Below are 17,559 nucleotides of genomic sequence, written 5' to 3'. Positions count from 1 at the left end.
AATAGATAATGTACATACTAAGAATGAATGGCTTTTCCGTCGACCGCAAGCGCTGCTTCTCCCATAATTTCGGATAGCGTCGGATGCGGATGGATGGTATGCGCAATCTCCCACGGCGTCGCGTCCAACACGCGTGCAAGCGCTCCTTCGGCGATCAGATCGGTTACGTGCGGGCCGATCATATGAATACCGAGCACATCGTTCGTCTTCTCATCAGCAATGAATTTCACGAACCCGTCATATTCGCCGTATACGAGCGCTTTGCCAATCGCGCGAAAGCTGAACTTTCCGATCTTGACACTGTATCCTTTGGCCCTTGCTTCCGTCTCTGTCAGACCGACACTCGCCACTTCCGGGCGGCTGTATGTGCATTTCGGCACCATTGTGTAATCAATCGGCCGGGGGCGCAGACCTGCCATATGCTCGACGGCGACAATTCCCTCGTGTGAAGCGACGTGTGCAAGCTGCAAGCCTCCGATTACATCTCCAATAGCATAAATATGCGGCTCGTTCGTCTGATACATTTCATTCACTTTAATCACACCGTTCTCGATTCGCGCGTCCACATTATTCATGCCAATGTCTTCCACGTTGGCCTGACGCCCGACGGAAACAAGAATTTTCTCCGCCGTAAACGCAAGCTCTTTGCCGTTTTGCTCCGCTTTAATTGTAACGTTCCCTTCGCCGCGCGAGAGCGTCTCGGGTAGAACTTTTGCTCCAGTATGTACTTTGATTTTACGTTTTTTGAACAGGCGCGCGATTTCCTTGCTGATGTCTTCGTCCTCAAACGGCAAAATCCGATCTGCGTATTCAACAATTTCAACATCTACTCCTAAATCGTTGAACAACGACGCCCATTCAATTCCGATGACACCGCCGCCGATAATCAGCACCGACCTGGGAAGTTCCTTAAGCTCCAGCGCTTCATCGCTCGTGATCACCGCCTCTTTGTCAATCGTAAGCCCAGGCAATGTGCGAGGGCGAGAACCGGTGGCGATCAAGACGAATTTGGGCACAAGAATTTCCGCTTCACCGTTCGTATACTCCACATTGATCGCTCCTGCTTGCGGCGAAAAAATAGAGGGACCCATAATGCGGCCCGTACCTTCATATACGTCAATTTTTCCCTTCTTCATTAAATGTTGTACGCCTTTGTGCAGCTGGTCAACAATTTCCTGTTTCCGCTCCTGCATCCGCAGGAAATTGATGCCGATATCGCTCACTTCCACGCCATAGTAAGCGCCGTTTTTTAGGGTATGGTATACTTCGGCGCTTCGCAACAGCGCTTTGCTCGGAATACATCCGCGGTGCAGGCACGTTCCGCCTAGCTTATCCTTCTCAACTACCGCCACTTTCATGCCTAACTGGGAAGCGCGGATAGCGGCTACATAACCGCCCGTGCCTCCGCCAAGCACAACCACGTCATATTCATTCGACATAAAGCCACCCCCGCTCATTCATTATGATTTATGATGGATACGAGACAGTTCATGTTTGCCATTCTGCAGGAACATGCTGCGCGAGTGCTGCAAACGCGTGATGCGCTCTTCACACATCCGATCAGCCGCTTTATACGTGGGAATGTTATCCCGCTTCGAGATTTCAAATACCCTTAAAATATTATCATAAATCATTTCCACTTTTTTCAGCGCACGCTCGCGATTATAGCCTTGCAGCTCATCCGCCACGTTAATGAGTCCTCCGGCATTAATAATGTAATCGGGAGCATACACGATACCCAGTTCTTGCAGCATGTCGCCGTGGCATTCTTCTTTCAGTTGGTTGTTGGCCGAACCAGCAATAACTTTTGCTTTGAGCTGCGGAATGGTGTGATCATTAATGATGGCACCCAGCGCACACGGGGAGAAAATATCGCATTCCTGGCTGTAAATGTCGTTCGGATCCACCGCTTTTGCGCCGAATTCTTCGACCGCACGTTGCACATTTTCTTTATTAATGTCTGTGACAATTAAGTTTGCCCCTTCTTCGTGCAAATGGCGGCATAAGTTGTACGCCACATTCCCCACGCCCTGCACAGCGATTGTTTTCCCGCTTAAGTCGTCCGTGCCAAACGCTTCACGGGCGGCCGCTTTCATGCCGCGGTATACGCCATATGCGGTTACAGGCGAAGGATTACCGCTGCTGCCAAACGCAGGCGACACACCGGTTACATAGTCAGTTTCCATATGGATAATATCCATATCGGCCACTGTCGTCCCCACATCCTCCGCCGTAATATAACGGCCACCCAGCCCCTGAATGTAGCGTCCAAACGCGCGGAACATTTCTTCACTCTTATCCTTGCGCGGATCGCCAATAATGACTGCTTTGCCACCACCCAGATTCAAGCCCGCACCGGCCGCTTTGTACGTCATCCCGCGCGCAAGCCGCAGCGCGTCTTCGATCGCATCTTCTTCCGTGTCATACATCCACATGCGCGTGCCTCCCAAGGCGGGACCAAGCGTTGTATCATGTATCGCGATAATCGCTTTTAAACCGGAGTTCTGATCCTGACAGAAAACCAGTTGTTCATAATCATATTTCTCCATATACTCAAAGATTTTCATATAAACTCATGCCTCCTAAGCATAGGTAAGTAAACATATCACCTACACGTTCTTTGATAATAAGAAATGAAATAGATAGCAAAGTACAACTCCTGTTACCTTTCCATTTATCGCGTTTCGCAAAAAATATGCCAAAACCTCCTTTGTAAACGCTTCCGAAAAATATCCTGGCAATATTACATTTTTACACTCTTCCACTTGCAAAAAAATTCATAATGTGAAAAAAAATGCAGGCAATATTTTTCTCATAATCCGTATTTTTCGATTTTATAATACAAATTGCGAATCGACAATCCAAGTTGCTTGGCTGTCGCTGTTTTATTTCCATTGTTGCGTGTCAGCGCTTCTGCAATTATCGCTTTTGCCACCTCTTCCAGCCGTTCATTTAACGTTCGCGTATCCGCCACCGCTTCCAGCTTCCCGCTTTCTCCCGCCTCTGTCCGCGTATAGGCCTGCCCGGCTGCTGACAATTCCGGCAGATGGTGCGGCTGTATAAGCGTCTCCTGAAACTTCATATTGATAATGGAACGGCTAATCACGTTTTCAAGCTCCCGGACATTCCCGGGCCACGTATACCGCTTTAAGCGTTCCAGCGTTTCCGGCGCCGCCCCCTGCACGTTCCGCCCATACTCTTGATTATATTTATGAATAAGATGCTCAACCAGTTCCTCCATATCGCACATTCGATACCGAAGTGGCGGAATCACGATCGGCAATACATTAATGCGGTAATACAAATCTTCGCGGAACGCACCCGCCTGAATCGCACGCTCTAGATTAACGTGGGTAGCAGCAATCACACGCACATCTACCGGAATGGCTTTCGTGCCGCCGATGCGTACAATTTCTTTTTCTTGCAACACACGCAACAACTTTGCCTGTGTGCTCATCGATAATTCGCCGATTTCGTCAAGGAAAATGGTGCCGCCGCTCGCCTCTTCAAACAGACCTTTCTTTCCGCCGCGTTTCGCTCCGGTAAACGCGCCTTCCTCATAGCCGAACAGTTCCGATTCAAGCAACGTATCCGGAATGGATGCACAGTTGACACGGATAAACTGATTGTACTTCCGATCGCTTTCATTATGAATCGCATGAGCAAACAGTTCCTTGCCTGTGCCAGATTCTCCCCGCAATAACACGGTCGCAGGCGTGCGTGCTGCCTTCCGCCCCTGCTCGATGGCATGCAGTATTTCTTCGCTCGTTCCGATGATGTCATCAAATGTATAGCTCGCTTCCAGTTTACGTACAAGCCGTTTGACCCGCTCCAACTCCTCCGTCAGCTTCTTGATCTCCGACACATCATGAATAATGCCGACACTGCCTTTCAGTACGCCGTCGACGACGACAGGCGCGACATTTACCACGACATCCCGCTTTTTTGGACCGACTTTAAGCGGGACGCCGCGTACCGGTTTTCCCGTCCTCAGCACTTGCATATGCATGCTTTCGCCTTCTGAAATATCAACATCGGCCGGTTTGCCAATCACGTCCGCTTCCGTCAGCCCGGTTAGGCGTGTGTACGCTGGATTAATCATCAATCCATTTCCGTGCGTATCCACTACGGAAATGGCATCATCCGACGATTGAATAATCGCCATAAGTAAACTCTGCATATCTTTCAGCGTAATAATCTCATTTGTCAGGGTCGCCACTTTCGTAATATCTCGGAACACTGCCACCGCTCCATGAACACGCCCGTCCCGGTCCAAAATCGGAACGCGATTCATTACAATGCGTCTGCTTTCGTCCAGCGCCTGTTCTTGGTTTAATTCCTGTATACAGGTGCGAAGTACAGTATGTAATCTTAAATTCGGAATGACATCCTCCGCCCATTTGCCGAGCGCATCTTCTTTTTTTATGCCGAGAATCCGTTCCGCCGCACGGTTATAAATGAAAATCAGCCCTTCTTTGTTAACAGCAACCAGGCCATCATATGTCGAATTTAACACCGTATCGATTTCCCGTTGCTTCTCATGCAGCACGCGAACCAATGCCGTCTTCTCTTCTACCAAGCGAATGATGACAGAAGCTAATCTTCCCGGAATAATCACCGCATCCCCCGGCTTTATCATCTGTAGTTTCCGGTACATTGTTTCATCGCCGGTCGCTTCTAGTATCACATCCACTCCGCGCTCGAAAAACGACTCAATCCGCGTGCTCACAGGAATAGAAAGCTCTTTTGCACGCAAAAACCCCGGAGACCCTTCATCAATATCAACGACACCGACAACCTCAATACTATCCATCCGATGCAGCACATTGAGCAATGCCATTCCGTCCCGGCTACCTCCCACAATAACGACTTTCATTCACATCCCCCTTTCCTATGAAAAAAATTGCAGGCCCCTTTTTATTTAACCAGAGTATGGCTATGACGGCAATAGTGGACAAACAAGGAAGAAACGGTTAAGATGAGGACGTAAAATGAAAAAAGGCAGGTATGTACGATGTTTTTACGATTTGTCGCCGTTTTTATTGTTTATATTATTCCGGGCGCGGTTGCTGCCTACGGTTTTAAAATGATGCGAGATACGCTGTATTTGTACTTCGACCCTGCTATCCATACCTTTCTCATCGGAAAATTCATGCTAGGTTTCGTATTGTTCGTGCTGGGAATCGCATTTATTGGCGGCTTTATTTTACATACGGATCGTAAAAAAAATCTGGTACAACCGCGGTTTCGCAAAAAGGAGCAGCCGTAGCAGTTTTTCTACCAATCTGCCTTTTCTTCCGGCATTTCGTTCCTCTGTTTCACCTCACCCGCCCCCACTGATCCAGGCAGCGCAGAATGCGGTTCTTTTCAATTGCAACCGTCAGGGAAGCCCCCTCTGCATAGAAATGAAGCCCGAGCAGCAGCGTTACAACTATGCATTTAACGGATAAACTCCAGGCATAAACGCAAAAAATTCCGCCCAAAAAGCCAAGTAGATTGGCTCCCGTATCCCCAAGCATCGCCCGTCCTGAAAAATCGTACGGAGCCACTGCAAACGAAATCATCAATGTATAAGCGAATAAAGGAAGCACCGATTCCGGCACAGTGCCGGCCGCCAAACAAAGCAGCATAATCAACCAGAATCCTTTCAGCGCGCGCCCCGGACGCACATCAAGCAAATTGATAAAGTTGGCCGCAAGCGCAAGCAAAAATGCATTCACCACCCTTTCCCCAAAAGAAGAAGCGGATAAAAAGGATATCCCGAGCGAACAACTCATGATCATCCCAGCTTTAGCAGCGCCGGTCGTGATGCGTCTTTCACACCAAAGCGCCCTAAAATGCCCACGTATGCCTTTTACGTCATACCGACCTATCCGGTCATCCAACCAACCTGCAAGAGAAACCACCAGGCTCAAACCGCAGGCAAGCAGCAACTCCTGCCCGTTGCTCCCATTTTGCGCAACAGTCGCGCAAATAATGATGTAGACAAGAAGGGCCATTGAAAATACGAGTCCATAACCAAGCGGAATCATCTCCCCACGGTAATTGGCCGCAAGCCAACCGAAACGGCAAAATATATAGTCTATCGCTCTCATCCCCCACCATCCGATAAGCCACCCGCTTCCTGCCCAAAACGCAAGAGCCAGCACCTTAGCGTACCTCCCGGGCCGTCATCGCTTTTTGAATGGCTGCGTATTGCCGACCACGGTGCCAAAAGCCAGCAAGCGTGCGGCCATATTCCCGATGCCGAAATGAAAGCGGCAATTCGCAGACAAGAAGACCTGCTTTAAGAATATCGAGCGTCATCACCGCTTCGATGCCAAACCCGCAATTCCAGTTGCGTACCGCGTCAACCGCGCGGCGTGTCAGCGCCCGCTGGCCGGACAAAGGCGCTTCGATCCGCGCGCCGGTCAGCCGGTAAATTTTCCGCCGTGCCATACGCTTTGTCCAGCCGAATCCCCCTTTTAAAATGTGCAAAGGGGAAGCGATCACCATATCGACCTTCTCGCTTTGCAAAAACTCCAACAATCGGATCATTTCCCGGGCCGTACTTCCAAGATCGGCATCCACAAATAAAAAATGCTGGCCTTCCGCCACTTCTATTCCACGCCGAAGCGCACTGCCTTTTCCTTCATTTTGAAGCAGTCTCACCACACGATCCGCCCAGCTGGCGGCCAGCAAAGCGGTATCGTCCGTACTTCCATCATCCACCACAATTAACTGGCATTCGCGAAGCAACGGATGGGCCCGAAGCGAGCGCAATGTTTCTCTAATCCAGGCTGCCTCATTATAAGCCGGTATAATTATCGAAGTATCATGCTTCATCGTTTCACCTACACCCATGTTTTTAAATAATGCAAAAGCGGCAGGCGCATCCTTCCGCTTTTCGGGTATAAATGGTGTAACCCTTTCGCATCGACAAGCCGTCCTCCCACTTTCATGCGTACCAGCAATGTGCTTGCCATCCCTTGCCTTCCTTTCTCTAAAAAATCTCCCATCGCCGAATGTGCTCCCACACTGATCAGCAAATCAGCTCCGTTGTCATATGCGTACAACAATGCCATATCCTCGCTCGTGCCTGGTGCTGGAAGCACATGATAGGCAAGACCAAGTTGTTTTACTCTTTCCGCTCCCGGCGCACTGCCATCCATATATCCATGAACAACAATATCCTGAGCCGCGCGCAGCGCCTTGTCACTTACACTGTCCATATCGCCCATAATAATATCGGGACACCACCCCTGTTCAAGTAAGGCGTCCCCGCCGCCATCTACACCGATTAATGCCGGCCTACGTGCCACAATATAATTGCTAAGCGCATGCAAATCTTCTTTATAATATTTGCCGCGCGAAACAATAAGTGCGGGCCGGCCAGCAATAGACGTACGGAGGGGAAGCGAAACAAGCGGAGTAAACAAGCGTTTTTTTTCTTGCTCGGCATAGCGCAACGTATTCTCTACAAAACGTTTAAGCTGTTCAGGCATATTTTTTTCGGCGTTGTGACGCAAAGCTTCCCATTGTTCCGGCGTAACCGGAGCAAGACGGGTTACCATCGATTGATCCCGTTCGCGGAACAAATAATGACCGTTAATAATAACGTTCTCACCGTTCGACAATTGCGTAAGTAAGTCAGGATGCGACGGGCAATCGTATAGTGGAATGCAATGTTCGAGCAATACTCTCGCCCCCTGCGCTTCGTAATCCCCGGTAAACGATACAGCACAGTTCACTACCGCTCCCACTCCGCGCTCAATCAGTTCACGGGCCGCTAATTCATCAATGTTAGTATGGGAAATGATGGCGATATCTCCAGGGCAAAGTGCAGACACGACCTGCTTCGTCACATGCCCGCATCTGACCTTTCCTCTCACTATGCGATTGTTTCCTCTTAGGTACGACAGCATAATACCGATCATCTCCTTCACTTTCTAGTATGGAAGAGTTGAAAAGGTTCCATACAAAAAAAAGAGAAGGAAAATCGCTCTCTGGCGTCCTCCTTCTCTTTCCTGTTATTTGCTTACAACTTTACCCTTCCAGCGTTTCATACCGCCGGATACGTTGTATAAATTTTTAAATCCTTCTTTTTTCAAAATGCGGGCTGCCTGCGCGCTACGGAATCCGCTCTCGCAAATAAGATACGTCTCTTTGTCCTTCGGAATACCACTGACCGCGGATCTTACCTGGCCAAGCGGAATGTTACGCGCGCCTTGAATATGGCCGCGTCGGTATTCGTTCGGTTCCCGTACGTCGATGATCTGCTTGCCCTTTGGTTGCTTAAGCACTTCCTGCAACTCATCGGCCGAGACGCTTTTGACACCGCGCGGAGGTAGCATACGCATAATAATAAAGATAACTAAAAGTACAAGCAGTACTACAGGTAGCCAATCCATTTCTCTCTCTCCTTATTTCAATATACCTATAATGGTAGCGTACTACAGGTTATTTTTTGTTGCAACCGACAAAAAACCTTGTGATGCGGAGTACCATCCGTTCACAAGGTTTCCTTCCCCCTAATATCCGCTTAGCTTTTCATATCCGTACTCTCGTTCTGTGTTCCCGCATTTCTTTTCCAGCACGCTGTAACTCGACGTTATAGGGGTCGCATATTACTAAGAATTAATATAGTGAGCTAACTCCGGCAACATCCGTGTCTCCTGAGTCATGCGCGACTGACAGAGAGGACAGGTCGGCTGTTCGGAAAATGAAAAATCCTGCCGCATCCAACCATTGCATTCATCATTATCACAGCTCCACACCTTCATTTCGTACAATGGAATTTCCTCGATCTGCTGTTTGCTTCGCATGAAAGCCATATTCCCCCATCCATCCTTTCAGCTTCAATGTATACAGATAGCTTCCCTCGCTTAGTACATTTTATGCTTTTATGTCGAAAAAAGCGAAAGAACACTTCTTTTGATAACCTTTGTCGAGCGGGTAGGAACTTTTTTATTTATGCCGTATTCTTAATTTAAAGCACGAGCCAATGAGGAGGTTGGAAAAAATGCAAAGCAATAGCATGTGGATGGCGTCAAAAGATGTAGCGGAAAAACTGGATGTAAACGTTCGGACTGTCCGCAACTGGATCGATACATTCAGCTCATATATGGTATTGCAAAAGAATAGCCAAGGACACTTTCTTTTAAGCGAGCAGGCATTTAATCTACTTGTTGAAATCAAGCGCGTGAAAGACTCTGGAGTGCAAACGCTAAAGGAAGTAGAAGAAGTGCTATTGCTGGAAAAAATTCTTCCCGAAAAAAAGAACCTGGATATTAACTACAAATTCCAAGAAGAAACCGAACCAATGAGTCCCCCTGAAGACAATACAACACGTTGCCTGTTTGAACGGATGAATGAACTGGAACGCCATCTTAGTCAACAACTATTGGAAACCATGCAAGAATTTATGCAAGCATACGAAGCATCCGTTTCCTACCAACCGAAAGAAGAAACCCCTCCGGCCGATTTGATGCTTACACAATATTACAAAGAAATTCTACGCAAAATGGAAGAAATGGAGAAAAAACAGGAAAGTCTCCGCCTTGAAATACGCAAAATAAACTTTGAAATCCAGATGCTCGGTGCTGTACAAAAACAGCAGACTAAAAAGAAAAAAGGCTTCTCTTGGAATTTCTTCTGCTTCTCTTCCAAAAAGAAAGCCAAAAGCCAAGTTCCTTCCAAAGCATAAGTAAAAGGCCGCGGACTCGCGGCCTTTTACTTATTATTACTCATACACCATTCTTTCACCCTTTGCATCCGCCGCTCCCGCAAGCTCCTCTTTCTCGTCTTTCTCTAGCCTACGCAGCGATAGGCGGACAATGCGCAGGTGGTCTACCTCGGTCACTTTGAACTCATAACCGTGAGCGTATACAGTCTGCCCCACTTGTGGCGGAAACTCCACCTGGGAAAACACCCAGCCCCCGATGGTATCATAATCATCCGAATCAATGTCCAGACCAAAGCGGTCATTAACTTCCTCAATTAATAAGCGTCCGTCAACTGAATAGGAGGTATCCCCTTTTTGTTCGATATGCGGGCGTTCCTCATCAAACTCGTCCTGAATTTCTCCTACGATTTCTTCGAGAATATCTTCTACGGTCACAAGCCCCGCTGTTCCGCCGTACTCATCAATAACGATCGCCATCTGCGAACGGTTGCGCTGCATCTGCTTCAGCAAATCGCTAATATGGATCGATTCAGGCACGCGCTCCACTGGACGAATAATGGTGCTCAAATCATTCTGCCTGTCACTCATGTAAAGACGATATATATCCTTAATATGGACAAACCCGATAATATTGTCTTTATCTTCCGCCGCTACCGGATAACGCGTATGCATTTCTTCCATGACAGTCTTTAATGTTTTCTCAAACGGATCGTCCCGAAACACGCATACCATATCCGTACGTGGAATCATAATCTCCCGGGCATTGCGCTCCGCGAATTCAAAAACATTGTCTACCAATGTCAATTCGGTCTGGTCAATCAGACCACTCTTATGGCTTTGTTGCATTAAAATTCGGATTTCTTCCTCCGTATGCGCAGAAGCGTGATCCGTTGTTGGCTGAATACCTATGAATTTAAGGAAGAAAAATGCGGCTTTGTTTAAAGCCCAAATAAACGGGTACATAACTTTATAAAATAAAACCAAAGGCCCGGCTGTCCATAGTGTCGTCGACTCCGACTTTTGGATTGCCATGGATTTAGGCGCCAGTTCCCCAAGGACAATGTGCAAAAACGTAATAATGGAAAAAGCAATCACAAAAGAGAGCGTATGAACAAGCGGTTCTGGCACATGCAACGCGTGCATCACCGGCCCGAGCAATTGGGCGATGGCGGGTTCTCCGATCCATCCCAATCCGAGTGAAGCGAGCGTAATGCCAAGCTGGGTCGCGGAAAGATAAGCATCCAGATTGTCGATCAATTTTTTAGCCAAGCCGGCGCGCTTGTTTCCTTCCATAATAAGCTGGCTAATTCTTGTACTTCGCACCTTCACAAGTGCAAACTCCGCTGCCACAAAGAAACCGTTTAAAAAAACCAAAAAGAAAACGGCAGCAATGTAAAGCAAGGTAGACAATGGATCAGTACTCAACTAGTCTCTGTCACTCGCAAGAATGACAGATACACCTCCTTATCGCTTCAAAAAATCAAAAAACGCACATCTACCCATATAGTTTATTTATACCACATGATAGATAATTTATAAACGGGCCGCGAGCACCGCACGCAGCCCGTCCATCTTAGTCTCTGTCATTAGATGAAAAAATCCAAATGTATTCGAGCAATTGCAGCACGGCTACCAGCGTGGAAGCTACATACGTCAGCGCGGCTGCGCCCAACACTTTATCGACGCCACGCTTTTCGCTCTCTGCAACAAACCCTTCAGCAAGCATCAGGCGCTTGGCGCGCGCACTCGCATTAAATTCGACCGGCAACGTTACGACCTGAAAGGCCACTGCCGCAGCGAAGAAAATAATCCCAATAAGCAAAAGATTCGTCATTTTAAAGAAAATCCCGGCAAGCAACAAAAACGGCGCAATTCCGGAGGTAATATTCACGACCGGGAACATGCGGTGGCGCAATACCAGCATACTGTATCCTTCCTTGTGCTGAATCGCATGCCCAACTTCGTGCGCCGCAACGGAAATGGATGCAATGGAATTTCCGTAATAAACCGGCTCTGACAAACGCACCACATTAGATATCGGGTCAAAATGGTCAGTCAGTGTTCCAGGCACTGGTTCGACCGGCACATGATGCAACCCATTATCATCCAGAATACGGCGCGCCACTTCCGCTCCGCTCAACCCAGACCGCGCCGTTACTTGGGCGAATTGATTGAAGTTCCCTTTTACTTTAAATTGTGCCCAGATAGTTAGCGCGAAAGCGGCCAAAATCAACGGCGTAATCCATGTAAATACCACGGTTGCAACTCCTCCTTGATTCATTATAACAGTATGATTTAAGATTTCTTAAAACGGTGCGTCGCCGAGAAGCAACATAAGGGTATGCAAAAGCGAACTTCCCTGTAGCGAGAGTTGTTTGGCGACCAGACGCGCCTGCCTCTCATCCATTGTCCTAAGATGTAGCGTTAATTCCCGCACGCGTTGTTCCAAGTTTCGCATCTCGCCCTGGATTTCCTGCACGCTTTGTACGACATCTACCACATCTTTCGTCATTTCGCCATCCTGCCACTGAACGATCCGTTCCCTAATTTCTTCAAGCGTTAGCTTCTGGCGTTTTAAGCACTCAATCAATCGCAGGCGATCGATCGTCTCCTCAGGATACAGGCGGTAATTCGCTTCCGATCGCTCCGCACTCAAAAGTCCAAGATTCGTGTAATAATCGATCGTGCGCTTGCTTACCTGCGCTTGTGCCGCTACTTCTCCTATACGATAGAACTTCCCATTAGTTTCACTTCCTTCCGCTCTATTTTTATTTTAGCATATATTTTGCAAACCAAACAGTAAAACGTGATAGTTTTATGCGTCCGCTATAGTTTGATAAGGGTTTGTTTGATGACCAGGCCATTCTCCTGCATACGCATCAGCTAACCGTTTAAACGAACGCTCATCCCATTCGATATGCAAGAGTGTTCCGTTTTCATATCCAGCAATCGGGATATACCCCTGCTGAAGCGGGTATTCCTCTTCCAATTTCTGATATTCTGTAAGCGACATTAGCATCGTAGCTAACGGGTTTGCTTCCAGTTCGCTCAGATTAACGATCTGATATACATCAAGTAATTGCGGCGTCATGGTCACGACGAGCAGGCGGGTTTCTTCTCCTGCTCTATTTTTTCCCACTTTCTCACCGACCCACAGCAAAATCTCAGCTTCGCGCGCCTGCGGGTTCGGGTGACGCCGCATCATCCAAAGCGCCCGGTACATCGCCCCCATTGCTTGCTCCCGTGCACCCTCTTCCCCGAAACGGTTCTCCATTAAGCGATAATCAAAATAAAACGAAAAACCTTTTTCACTAAGTCTCTCAAAGGAAAGCTCTCGGCCTGGTGCCGTTTTCTCTGGCATCCCCTCATCCTCTTCTTCACCTGGATCGTAGTGATAAGCTTCAAGCAACAATGTAGTCGCTTTCTCCTTTTCGGTCACAGGAAACGAAATCGCCTCTGAATAAAGGTGAATAAGACCGGAGTCGGCCTGGGCTGTGTAATGAACCCAAACAGCGTTCTGTTCAAGAAAGCGAACCGCCATATACCGCATCGTGTCATCCACCGCATCAAACAGGAGCGGGTAGCCGAGTGGCTCTTCCGGGTCAGTCACTACCCAAAGCACCGCGATCCAGTTCTGTTTATAACGCGTGAAATCCAGATAAACCTTTGCCTCCGCTTGCTCGCCGAACGCGTCAATATCATCATAAACAATCACAATCTCTACATCTCCCCTAGCATTCAATCGGGGAAAGTATTGCTTTCCGTCTTCTTCGACCATATGGTATACATCCTGAAACGCCAGGCGGTTTAATACCTCTCCCATCGTTTCTTCCCCCGGCGAAACCCGTTCTTCCGGCAAAGGGATATCAGGTTTTAACCGTTGCCACGCTTCGCTCACATCCGCGCCCTCCCCTATTCTTCCGCAAGCAAATTTTTCTTAATAACTTTCCACTTTTCCATTTTTTTTATAAATTTATAGTCTGTAGAATCGATATGAATTGGCGTCATCGTAATGTATTTGTTTTTGATCATATGGTAATCATTGTTTTTGATTTTCTTCAGTTCACTATATTCGCGATCCAGCCAGTATTCCGGCACACCGAATGCACCCGGCCTTTCATCAATGCGATCGCGATAGTGGTGAATGTCAAGTCCTGTGACAACCACGCCCTTCAATTCGTCTGCTTTCACATGTGGAATGTTCATATTGATCAGCACATCGACCGGGATGTCATGAATTTTTATCTCTTCCCAAACGGGACGCACAAGTTTTTCCACTTCTCCGAAATCATCTTTATGGAAATGGTTATCATATGAAACAGCGATCGCCGGAATTTCGTAAATCACCGCCTCACGCGCTGCGCTTACTGTACCGGAATAATAAATATCTTTTCCAAGATTAACCCCAGCATTTATTCCAGAAATAACCAGATCAGGACGTCCCTTTAAAATGACATTAAGGGCCATTTTTACGCAATCGGCCGGCGTACCATTTACCGCCCATGCTTTAACATCGTTCATACCATGGAAGTCAACCTGTTTAACGGTCAATCCTTCCCGCACAGTAATACGGTGACCTTCTGCGCTTCGTTCTGTATCAGGAGCCACCACGATAATTTCAGCAAGTCCTTCCAGCGACTTTACCAATTTATGAATACCAAGGGCATGAATCCCGTCATCATTTGTCACTACTATTTTATACATTGTGAATCCTCCACATGAAATGTTCTTTTTTATTCATTTTACTCTTTCAACCTGGAAAAATCACGAAAAGGCAGAAAATAACCAGAAAGCTCCTTACTGCTCCGGGCATCTTCATTTTTCACAAATTGTTTAGAAACAACGTGTGCGATGCGTATAAAATCCATGTATATTGGTGTAGGAATATCATGTAAAATACACTCGGATCAGCAAAAACGTAAAGTAAATGGGAAGGAATAGTCATGAATATTTTTGAGGAGTTCCAACGTGTTTTCGAAACGCACGGCATCCCCTATCATCCAGAAAAAAAAGGGGAATATCGCTACCTCTACCGTACTGACGAGGAAATGCGGGATGCTGGCATGACGGCTGACAATATAATGCTTGATCTGTTCTTTGATAACAAAAACGAAGCGATGTTTCTCGGAATGATTCGCATTCCTCATAAACACCGCGGCAAAAATATCGGCGCTAACCTGGTTAGAATTATGAAAGAATATGCGAAAGAACGTCACTGGGTTATCATTCTTGAAAGTGCACCAGAAAATTTGCTATTCTGGCAAAAGATGCATTTTTCCAGCTTTATGTACGAAACATACGGGTTTTGGATGATGGGATATGGAGCAAAAAGCAAATTGGTTTTCAAAGTGAAGTGGACACAAATGAAGAAGCATCTATACGCGAAAGCATAAATTAAAGCACTGAAAAACTCGCGGGCGGGTACGCTTCGCCAGTTTTTCAGTGTTTACCATTAACAAACACTTCAGTGTAAACCATTCTTCTACTCTATCCATTTCACGTTTTGAAACGGATAAAAAATAAACTCCGCTTTTCCTACCACCTTGCTGCGAGAAATAAAACCGATCTCTCTGCTATCCATACTACGGTTCCGGTTATCACCCATCACGAAGTACGAATTAGGCGGCACTTTAATTTTGTCAAACTCCCCTAACGTAACTTCGTTAATGTACGGCTCATCCACTATCTTGCCGTTACGGTACAAAACACCATTTTTTAATTCCAGTTCATCGCCTGGGACACCGATAATGCGCTTAATATAATCTTCTTCATCATTCGCATGCAAAACAATGACATCGCCATATCTTGGGTTTCGCACATAATATATCCATTTATTAACTACGATACGCTCATTGTCTCCCAGAGTCGGATACATGGAGACCCCTTCCACTACATATGGCGCGAAAAAGAAGATGCGTACCATCACTAGCAACATCGCAAGAACCAAAAAGTACCTGCTAAAGTGCACGATTCCCAAGTTCCTTTTCACCTTCCCGTTTCCCCCCGCACAAAATTTTACTTTTATTTTCTCTGTTTTCCTTTCATCTGTACAGGGGAATAGGTTGTCGAATCGCTTCTTATTTTGCGGCTATCTCATTTACCTTCGCTCGCCTTTAGCAATACGAACTTTGCCTTGTCATGCAGGCTCATCCAACGAACGCTGGCCTCATATGAGATTCGTGTTCCTCAGGCCGAAGAGTTGCCGCCGGCTTCCTTCAGATTTAACCTCACGGTCGACACCCTTGCCATAAGCTAATGGCTACTACTACCTTCGCCATTCGGGACTTAAACTCTAGAGATGACACTCATGCCGGGCACACACGAAAAACTCCCCGTAATTTTTACGAGGAGTTTTAGTTGCATTAAAATATTATCCACGCAAGTTGACCCATACGCTCTTGACCTGGGTGTAAAGTTCAAGCGCATAACTTCCCATCTCACGTCCGATGCCACTTTGCTTGTAACCGCCAAACGGCGATGCGGCGTCAAATACATTGTAGCAGTTCACCCAAATGGTACCTGCCTTGATTCTGTCGGCCAGTTTATGAGCGTTGGTAATATTCTGTGTCCATACGCCCGCTGCAAGGCCATATATCGTACGATTCGCGCGTTCAACCAAATCATCTATGTCTTCAAACGGCAACGCGGCCAATACCGGACCAAAGATTTCTTCCTGGGCAATTGTCATATCGTCCGTCACATCAGAGAAAACGGTCGGCTGCACAAAATATCCCTGCTTCAACGCTTCTTCTTCCCGCACAGCAGTTATCATGCGTGCGCCTTCTCTCTGTCCGATATCAATATAATCAATGACACGGTTAAATTGTTCAGCAGACACCAGCGGCCCCATCTCCGTGTCCGGGGATAAACCATTGCCGACTTTAATTTTCTGGGCATGCGATACCATATCACTTAACACGTTATCGTATACTTTCTTGTGAACGAATAGACGCGAACCGGCGCAGCATACCTGACCTTGGTTAAAGAAAATACCTGTTAGCGCACCTGGAATCGCCCGCGACATATCTGCGTCCGGCAGAATAATGTTCGGCGACTTGCCGCCAAGTTCAAGCGAAATTTTCTTCAGGGTGCCCGCTGCTTTCTGCATAATCAGGCGTCCTACTTCTGTTGAGCCGGTGAACGCGATCTTATCCACGTCAGGATGTTCGACCAGAGGCTGACCTGCTGTTTCGCCGAAGCCAGGCACGATATTTACGACCCCTTCCGGGAAGCCAGCTTCCATAATCAACTCCCCGAGACGAAGTGCGGTCAAAGGCGTCTGCTCTGCAGGTTTCAGTACGACTGTATTACCGCAGGCCAGCGCTGCTCCAAGTTTCCATGCCGCCATCAGCAACGGGAAGTTCCATGGAATAATTTGCCCGACTACGCCTACGGGCTCCCGTTTTGTATAGTTAAAGTAATTCGGTACGGATACTGGAATCGTCTGTCCATAAATTTTGGTTGCCCACCCCGCATAATAGCGGAAATGGTCAACTGTTAGCGGTACGTCCGCGTTCAGCGTTTCGCGGATTGGTTTTCCGTTATCCAGCGTTTCAAGTTGTGCTAATTCTTCCGCATTTTGTTCAATCAAATCAGCCAGCCGATACAACAATTGTCCCCGCTGTGACGGAGTCATCTTGCTCCATGAGCCATTCAGAGCCTCTCTTGCCGCTTTAACAGCTCTGTTAATATCCTCAGCGTCTCCCTCGGCCACCTGGCATAGCACTTCTTTTGTTGCCGGATTGACCGTTTCGAATGTTTTGCCGCTTGCCGATTCGACCCATTGACCATTAATAAGCATTTTTTTCGGCTCTTTGAGGAATTTTTCAACATTCGGGTGTAAAGATGGGGAAGCTAACTGCATGAACAAATGCCTCCTTATACTTTTTTGGAAT

The 17,559-nt window shown here is 47.3% G+C and carries 18 protein-coding genes; 3 read left to right on the top strand and 15 right to left on the bottom strand.

Going from position 1 to position 17,559, the window contains the following annotated elements; translation table 11 throughout:
* Positions 1-17: 17 nt before the first annotated feature.
* The 3 genes from lpdA to K3F53_RS05895 form a co-directional block, all read right to left on the bottom strand.
* Positions 18-1,439, bottom strand: a complete 1,422-nt coding sequence (lpdA, locus tag K3F53_RS05905; protein WP_057899417.1) for a dihydrolipoyl dehydrogenase — start codon at positions 1,437-1,439, stop codon at positions 18-20.
* Between the two features lie 21 nt (positions 1,440-1,460).
* Positions 1,461-2,567: a branched-chain amino acid dehydrogenase gene (bcd, locus tag K3F53_RS05900; RefSeq protein ID WP_057899418.1), complete on the bottom strand. Its 1,107-nt coding sequence runs from the start codon at positions 2,565-2,567 to the stop codon at positions 1,461-1,463.
* Positions 2,568-2,812: 245 nt separating this feature from the next.
* On the bottom strand, positions 2,813-4,876 hold the full coding sequence (locus K3F53_RS05895; RefSeq protein WP_057899419.1) for a sigma-54 interaction domain-containing protein: 2,064 nt from the start codon (positions 4,874-4,876) through the stop codon (positions 2,813-2,815).
* Between the two features lie 138 nt (positions 4,877-5,014).
* Between K3F53_RS05895 and K3F53_RS05890 the strand changes: the two genes are divergently transcribed.
* Positions 5,015-5,269 (top strand): DUF2627 domain-containing protein, encoded by a 255-nt coding sequence (locus K3F53_RS05890; RefSeq protein ID WP_057899420.1) that lies wholly within the window; start codon positions 5,015-5,017, stop codon positions 5,267-5,269.
* 49 nt (positions 5,270-5,318) lie between these two features.
* On the opposite strand, the gene K3F53_RS05885 is transcribed toward K3F53_RS05890, so the two are convergent.
* From K3F53_RS05885 to K3F53_RS05865, 5 genes are all read right to left on the bottom strand, one after another.
* Positions 5,319-6,149 carry a hypothetical protein gene (locus K3F53_RS05885; RefSeq protein WP_220559707.1) on the bottom strand — a complete coding sequence of 277 codons (831 nt, stop codon included), beginning with the start codon at positions 6,147-6,149 and terminating at the stop codon, positions 5,319-5,321.
* Position 6,150: 1 nt separating this feature from the next.
* Positions 6,151-6,825 (bottom strand): glycosyltransferase family 2 protein, encoded by a 675-nt coding sequence (locus tag K3F53_RS05880; RefSeq protein WP_057900380.1) that lies wholly within the window; start codon positions 6,823-6,825, stop codon positions 6,151-6,153.
* An 8-nt stretch (positions 6,826-6,833) separates the two neighbouring features.
* Positions 6,834-7,871, bottom strand: a complete 1,038-nt coding sequence (gene steA / locus K3F53_RS05875) for a putative cytokinetic ring protein SteA (protein ID WP_220559705.1) — start codon at positions 7,869-7,871, stop codon at positions 6,834-6,836.
* Between the two features lie 138 nt (positions 7,872-8,009).
* Entirely contained in the window at positions 8,010-8,390 is a 381-nt protein-coding gene (locus tag K3F53_RS05870; RefSeq protein WP_057899423.1) for a rhodanese-like domain-containing protein, read from the bottom strand.
* Between the two features lie 219 nt (positions 8,391-8,609).
* Positions 8,610-8,804, bottom strand: a complete 195-nt coding sequence (locus K3F53_RS05865; RefSeq protein WP_322787644.1) for a cold-shock protein — start codon at positions 8,802-8,804, stop codon at positions 8,610-8,612.
* A gap of 197 nt (positions 8,805-9,001) precedes the next feature.
* Here K3F53_RS05865 and K3F53_RS05860 point away from each other — a divergent pair, with 197 nt between their 5' ends.
* On the top strand, positions 9,002-9,685 hold the full coding sequence (locus K3F53_RS05860) for a MerR family transcriptional regulator (protein ID WP_220559696.1): 684 nt from the start codon (positions 9,002-9,004) through the stop codon (positions 9,683-9,685).
* Between the two features lie 36 nt (positions 9,686-9,721).
* Here K3F53_RS05860 and K3F53_RS05855 read toward each other — a convergent pair whose 3' ends face one another.
* From K3F53_RS05855 to surE, 5 genes are all read right to left on the bottom strand, one after another.
* Complete coding sequence (locus K3F53_RS05855; protein ID WP_057899426.1) at positions 9,722-11,089, bottom strand: hemolysin family protein; 1,368 nt, start codon at positions 11,087-11,089, stop codon at positions 9,722-9,724.
* 148 nt (positions 11,090-11,237) lie between these two features.
* Complete coding sequence (locus K3F53_RS05850) at positions 11,238-11,945, bottom strand: zinc metallopeptidase (RefSeq protein ID WP_057899427.1); 708 nt, start codon at positions 11,943-11,945, stop codon at positions 11,238-11,240.
* A 24-nt stretch (positions 11,946-11,969) separates the two neighbouring features.
* Positions 11,970-12,347: a MerR family transcriptional regulator gene (locus K3F53_RS05845; protein WP_246615710.1), complete on the bottom strand. Its 378-nt coding sequence runs from the start codon at positions 12,345-12,347 to the stop codon at positions 11,970-11,972.
* A 132-nt stretch (positions 12,348-12,479) separates the two neighbouring features.
* On the bottom strand, positions 12,480-13,562 hold the full coding sequence (locus tag K3F53_RS05840; RefSeq protein WP_057899429.1) for a hypothetical protein: 1,083 nt from the start codon (positions 13,560-13,562) through the stop codon (positions 12,480-12,482).
* A 14-nt stretch (positions 13,563-13,576) separates the two neighbouring features.
* The gene (gene surE / locus K3F53_RS05835) at positions 13,577-14,368 is read right to left on the bottom strand and encodes a 5'/3'-nucleotidase SurE (protein WP_057899430.1); all 792 of its coding nucleotides are present in this window, start codon (positions 14,366-14,368) and stop codon (positions 13,577-13,579) included.
* Between the two features lie 239 nt (positions 14,369-14,607).
* Here surE and K3F53_RS05830 point away from each other — a divergent pair, with 239 nt between their 5' ends.
* On the top strand, positions 14,608-15,057 hold the full coding sequence (locus tag K3F53_RS05830) for an N-acetyltransferase (protein WP_057899431.1): 450 nt from the start codon (positions 14,608-14,610) through the stop codon (positions 15,055-15,057).
* Positions 15,058-15,146: 89 nt separating this feature from the next.
* Here the strand turns inward: K3F53_RS05830 and lepB are convergent, their stop codons facing one another.
* Together lepB and K3F53_RS05820 are read right to left on the bottom strand one after the other, a co-directional pair.
* Positions 15,147-15,653, bottom strand: a complete 507-nt coding sequence (gene lepB / locus K3F53_RS05825) for a signal peptidase I (RefSeq protein ID WP_156424076.1) — start codon at positions 15,651-15,653, stop codon at positions 15,147-15,149.
* Positions 15,654-16,034: 381 nt separating this feature from the next.
* Positions 16,035-17,528, bottom strand: a complete 1,494-nt coding sequence (locus K3F53_RS05820; RefSeq protein WP_057899433.1) for an aldehyde dehydrogenase family protein — start codon at positions 17,526-17,528, stop codon at positions 16,035-16,037.
* Positions 17,529-17,559 lie beyond the last annotated feature (31 nt).

Source organism: Aneurinibacillus thermoaerophilus, assembly GCF_019603355.1.
GTDB classification, from domain to species: Bacteria; Bacillota; Bacilli; order Aneurinibacillales; family Aneurinibacillaceae; genus Aneurinibacillus; species Aneurinibacillus thermoaerophilus.
Note: the sequence above shows the minus strand (reverse complement) of the source record. Positions and strands in the feature narration are given on the sequence as shown.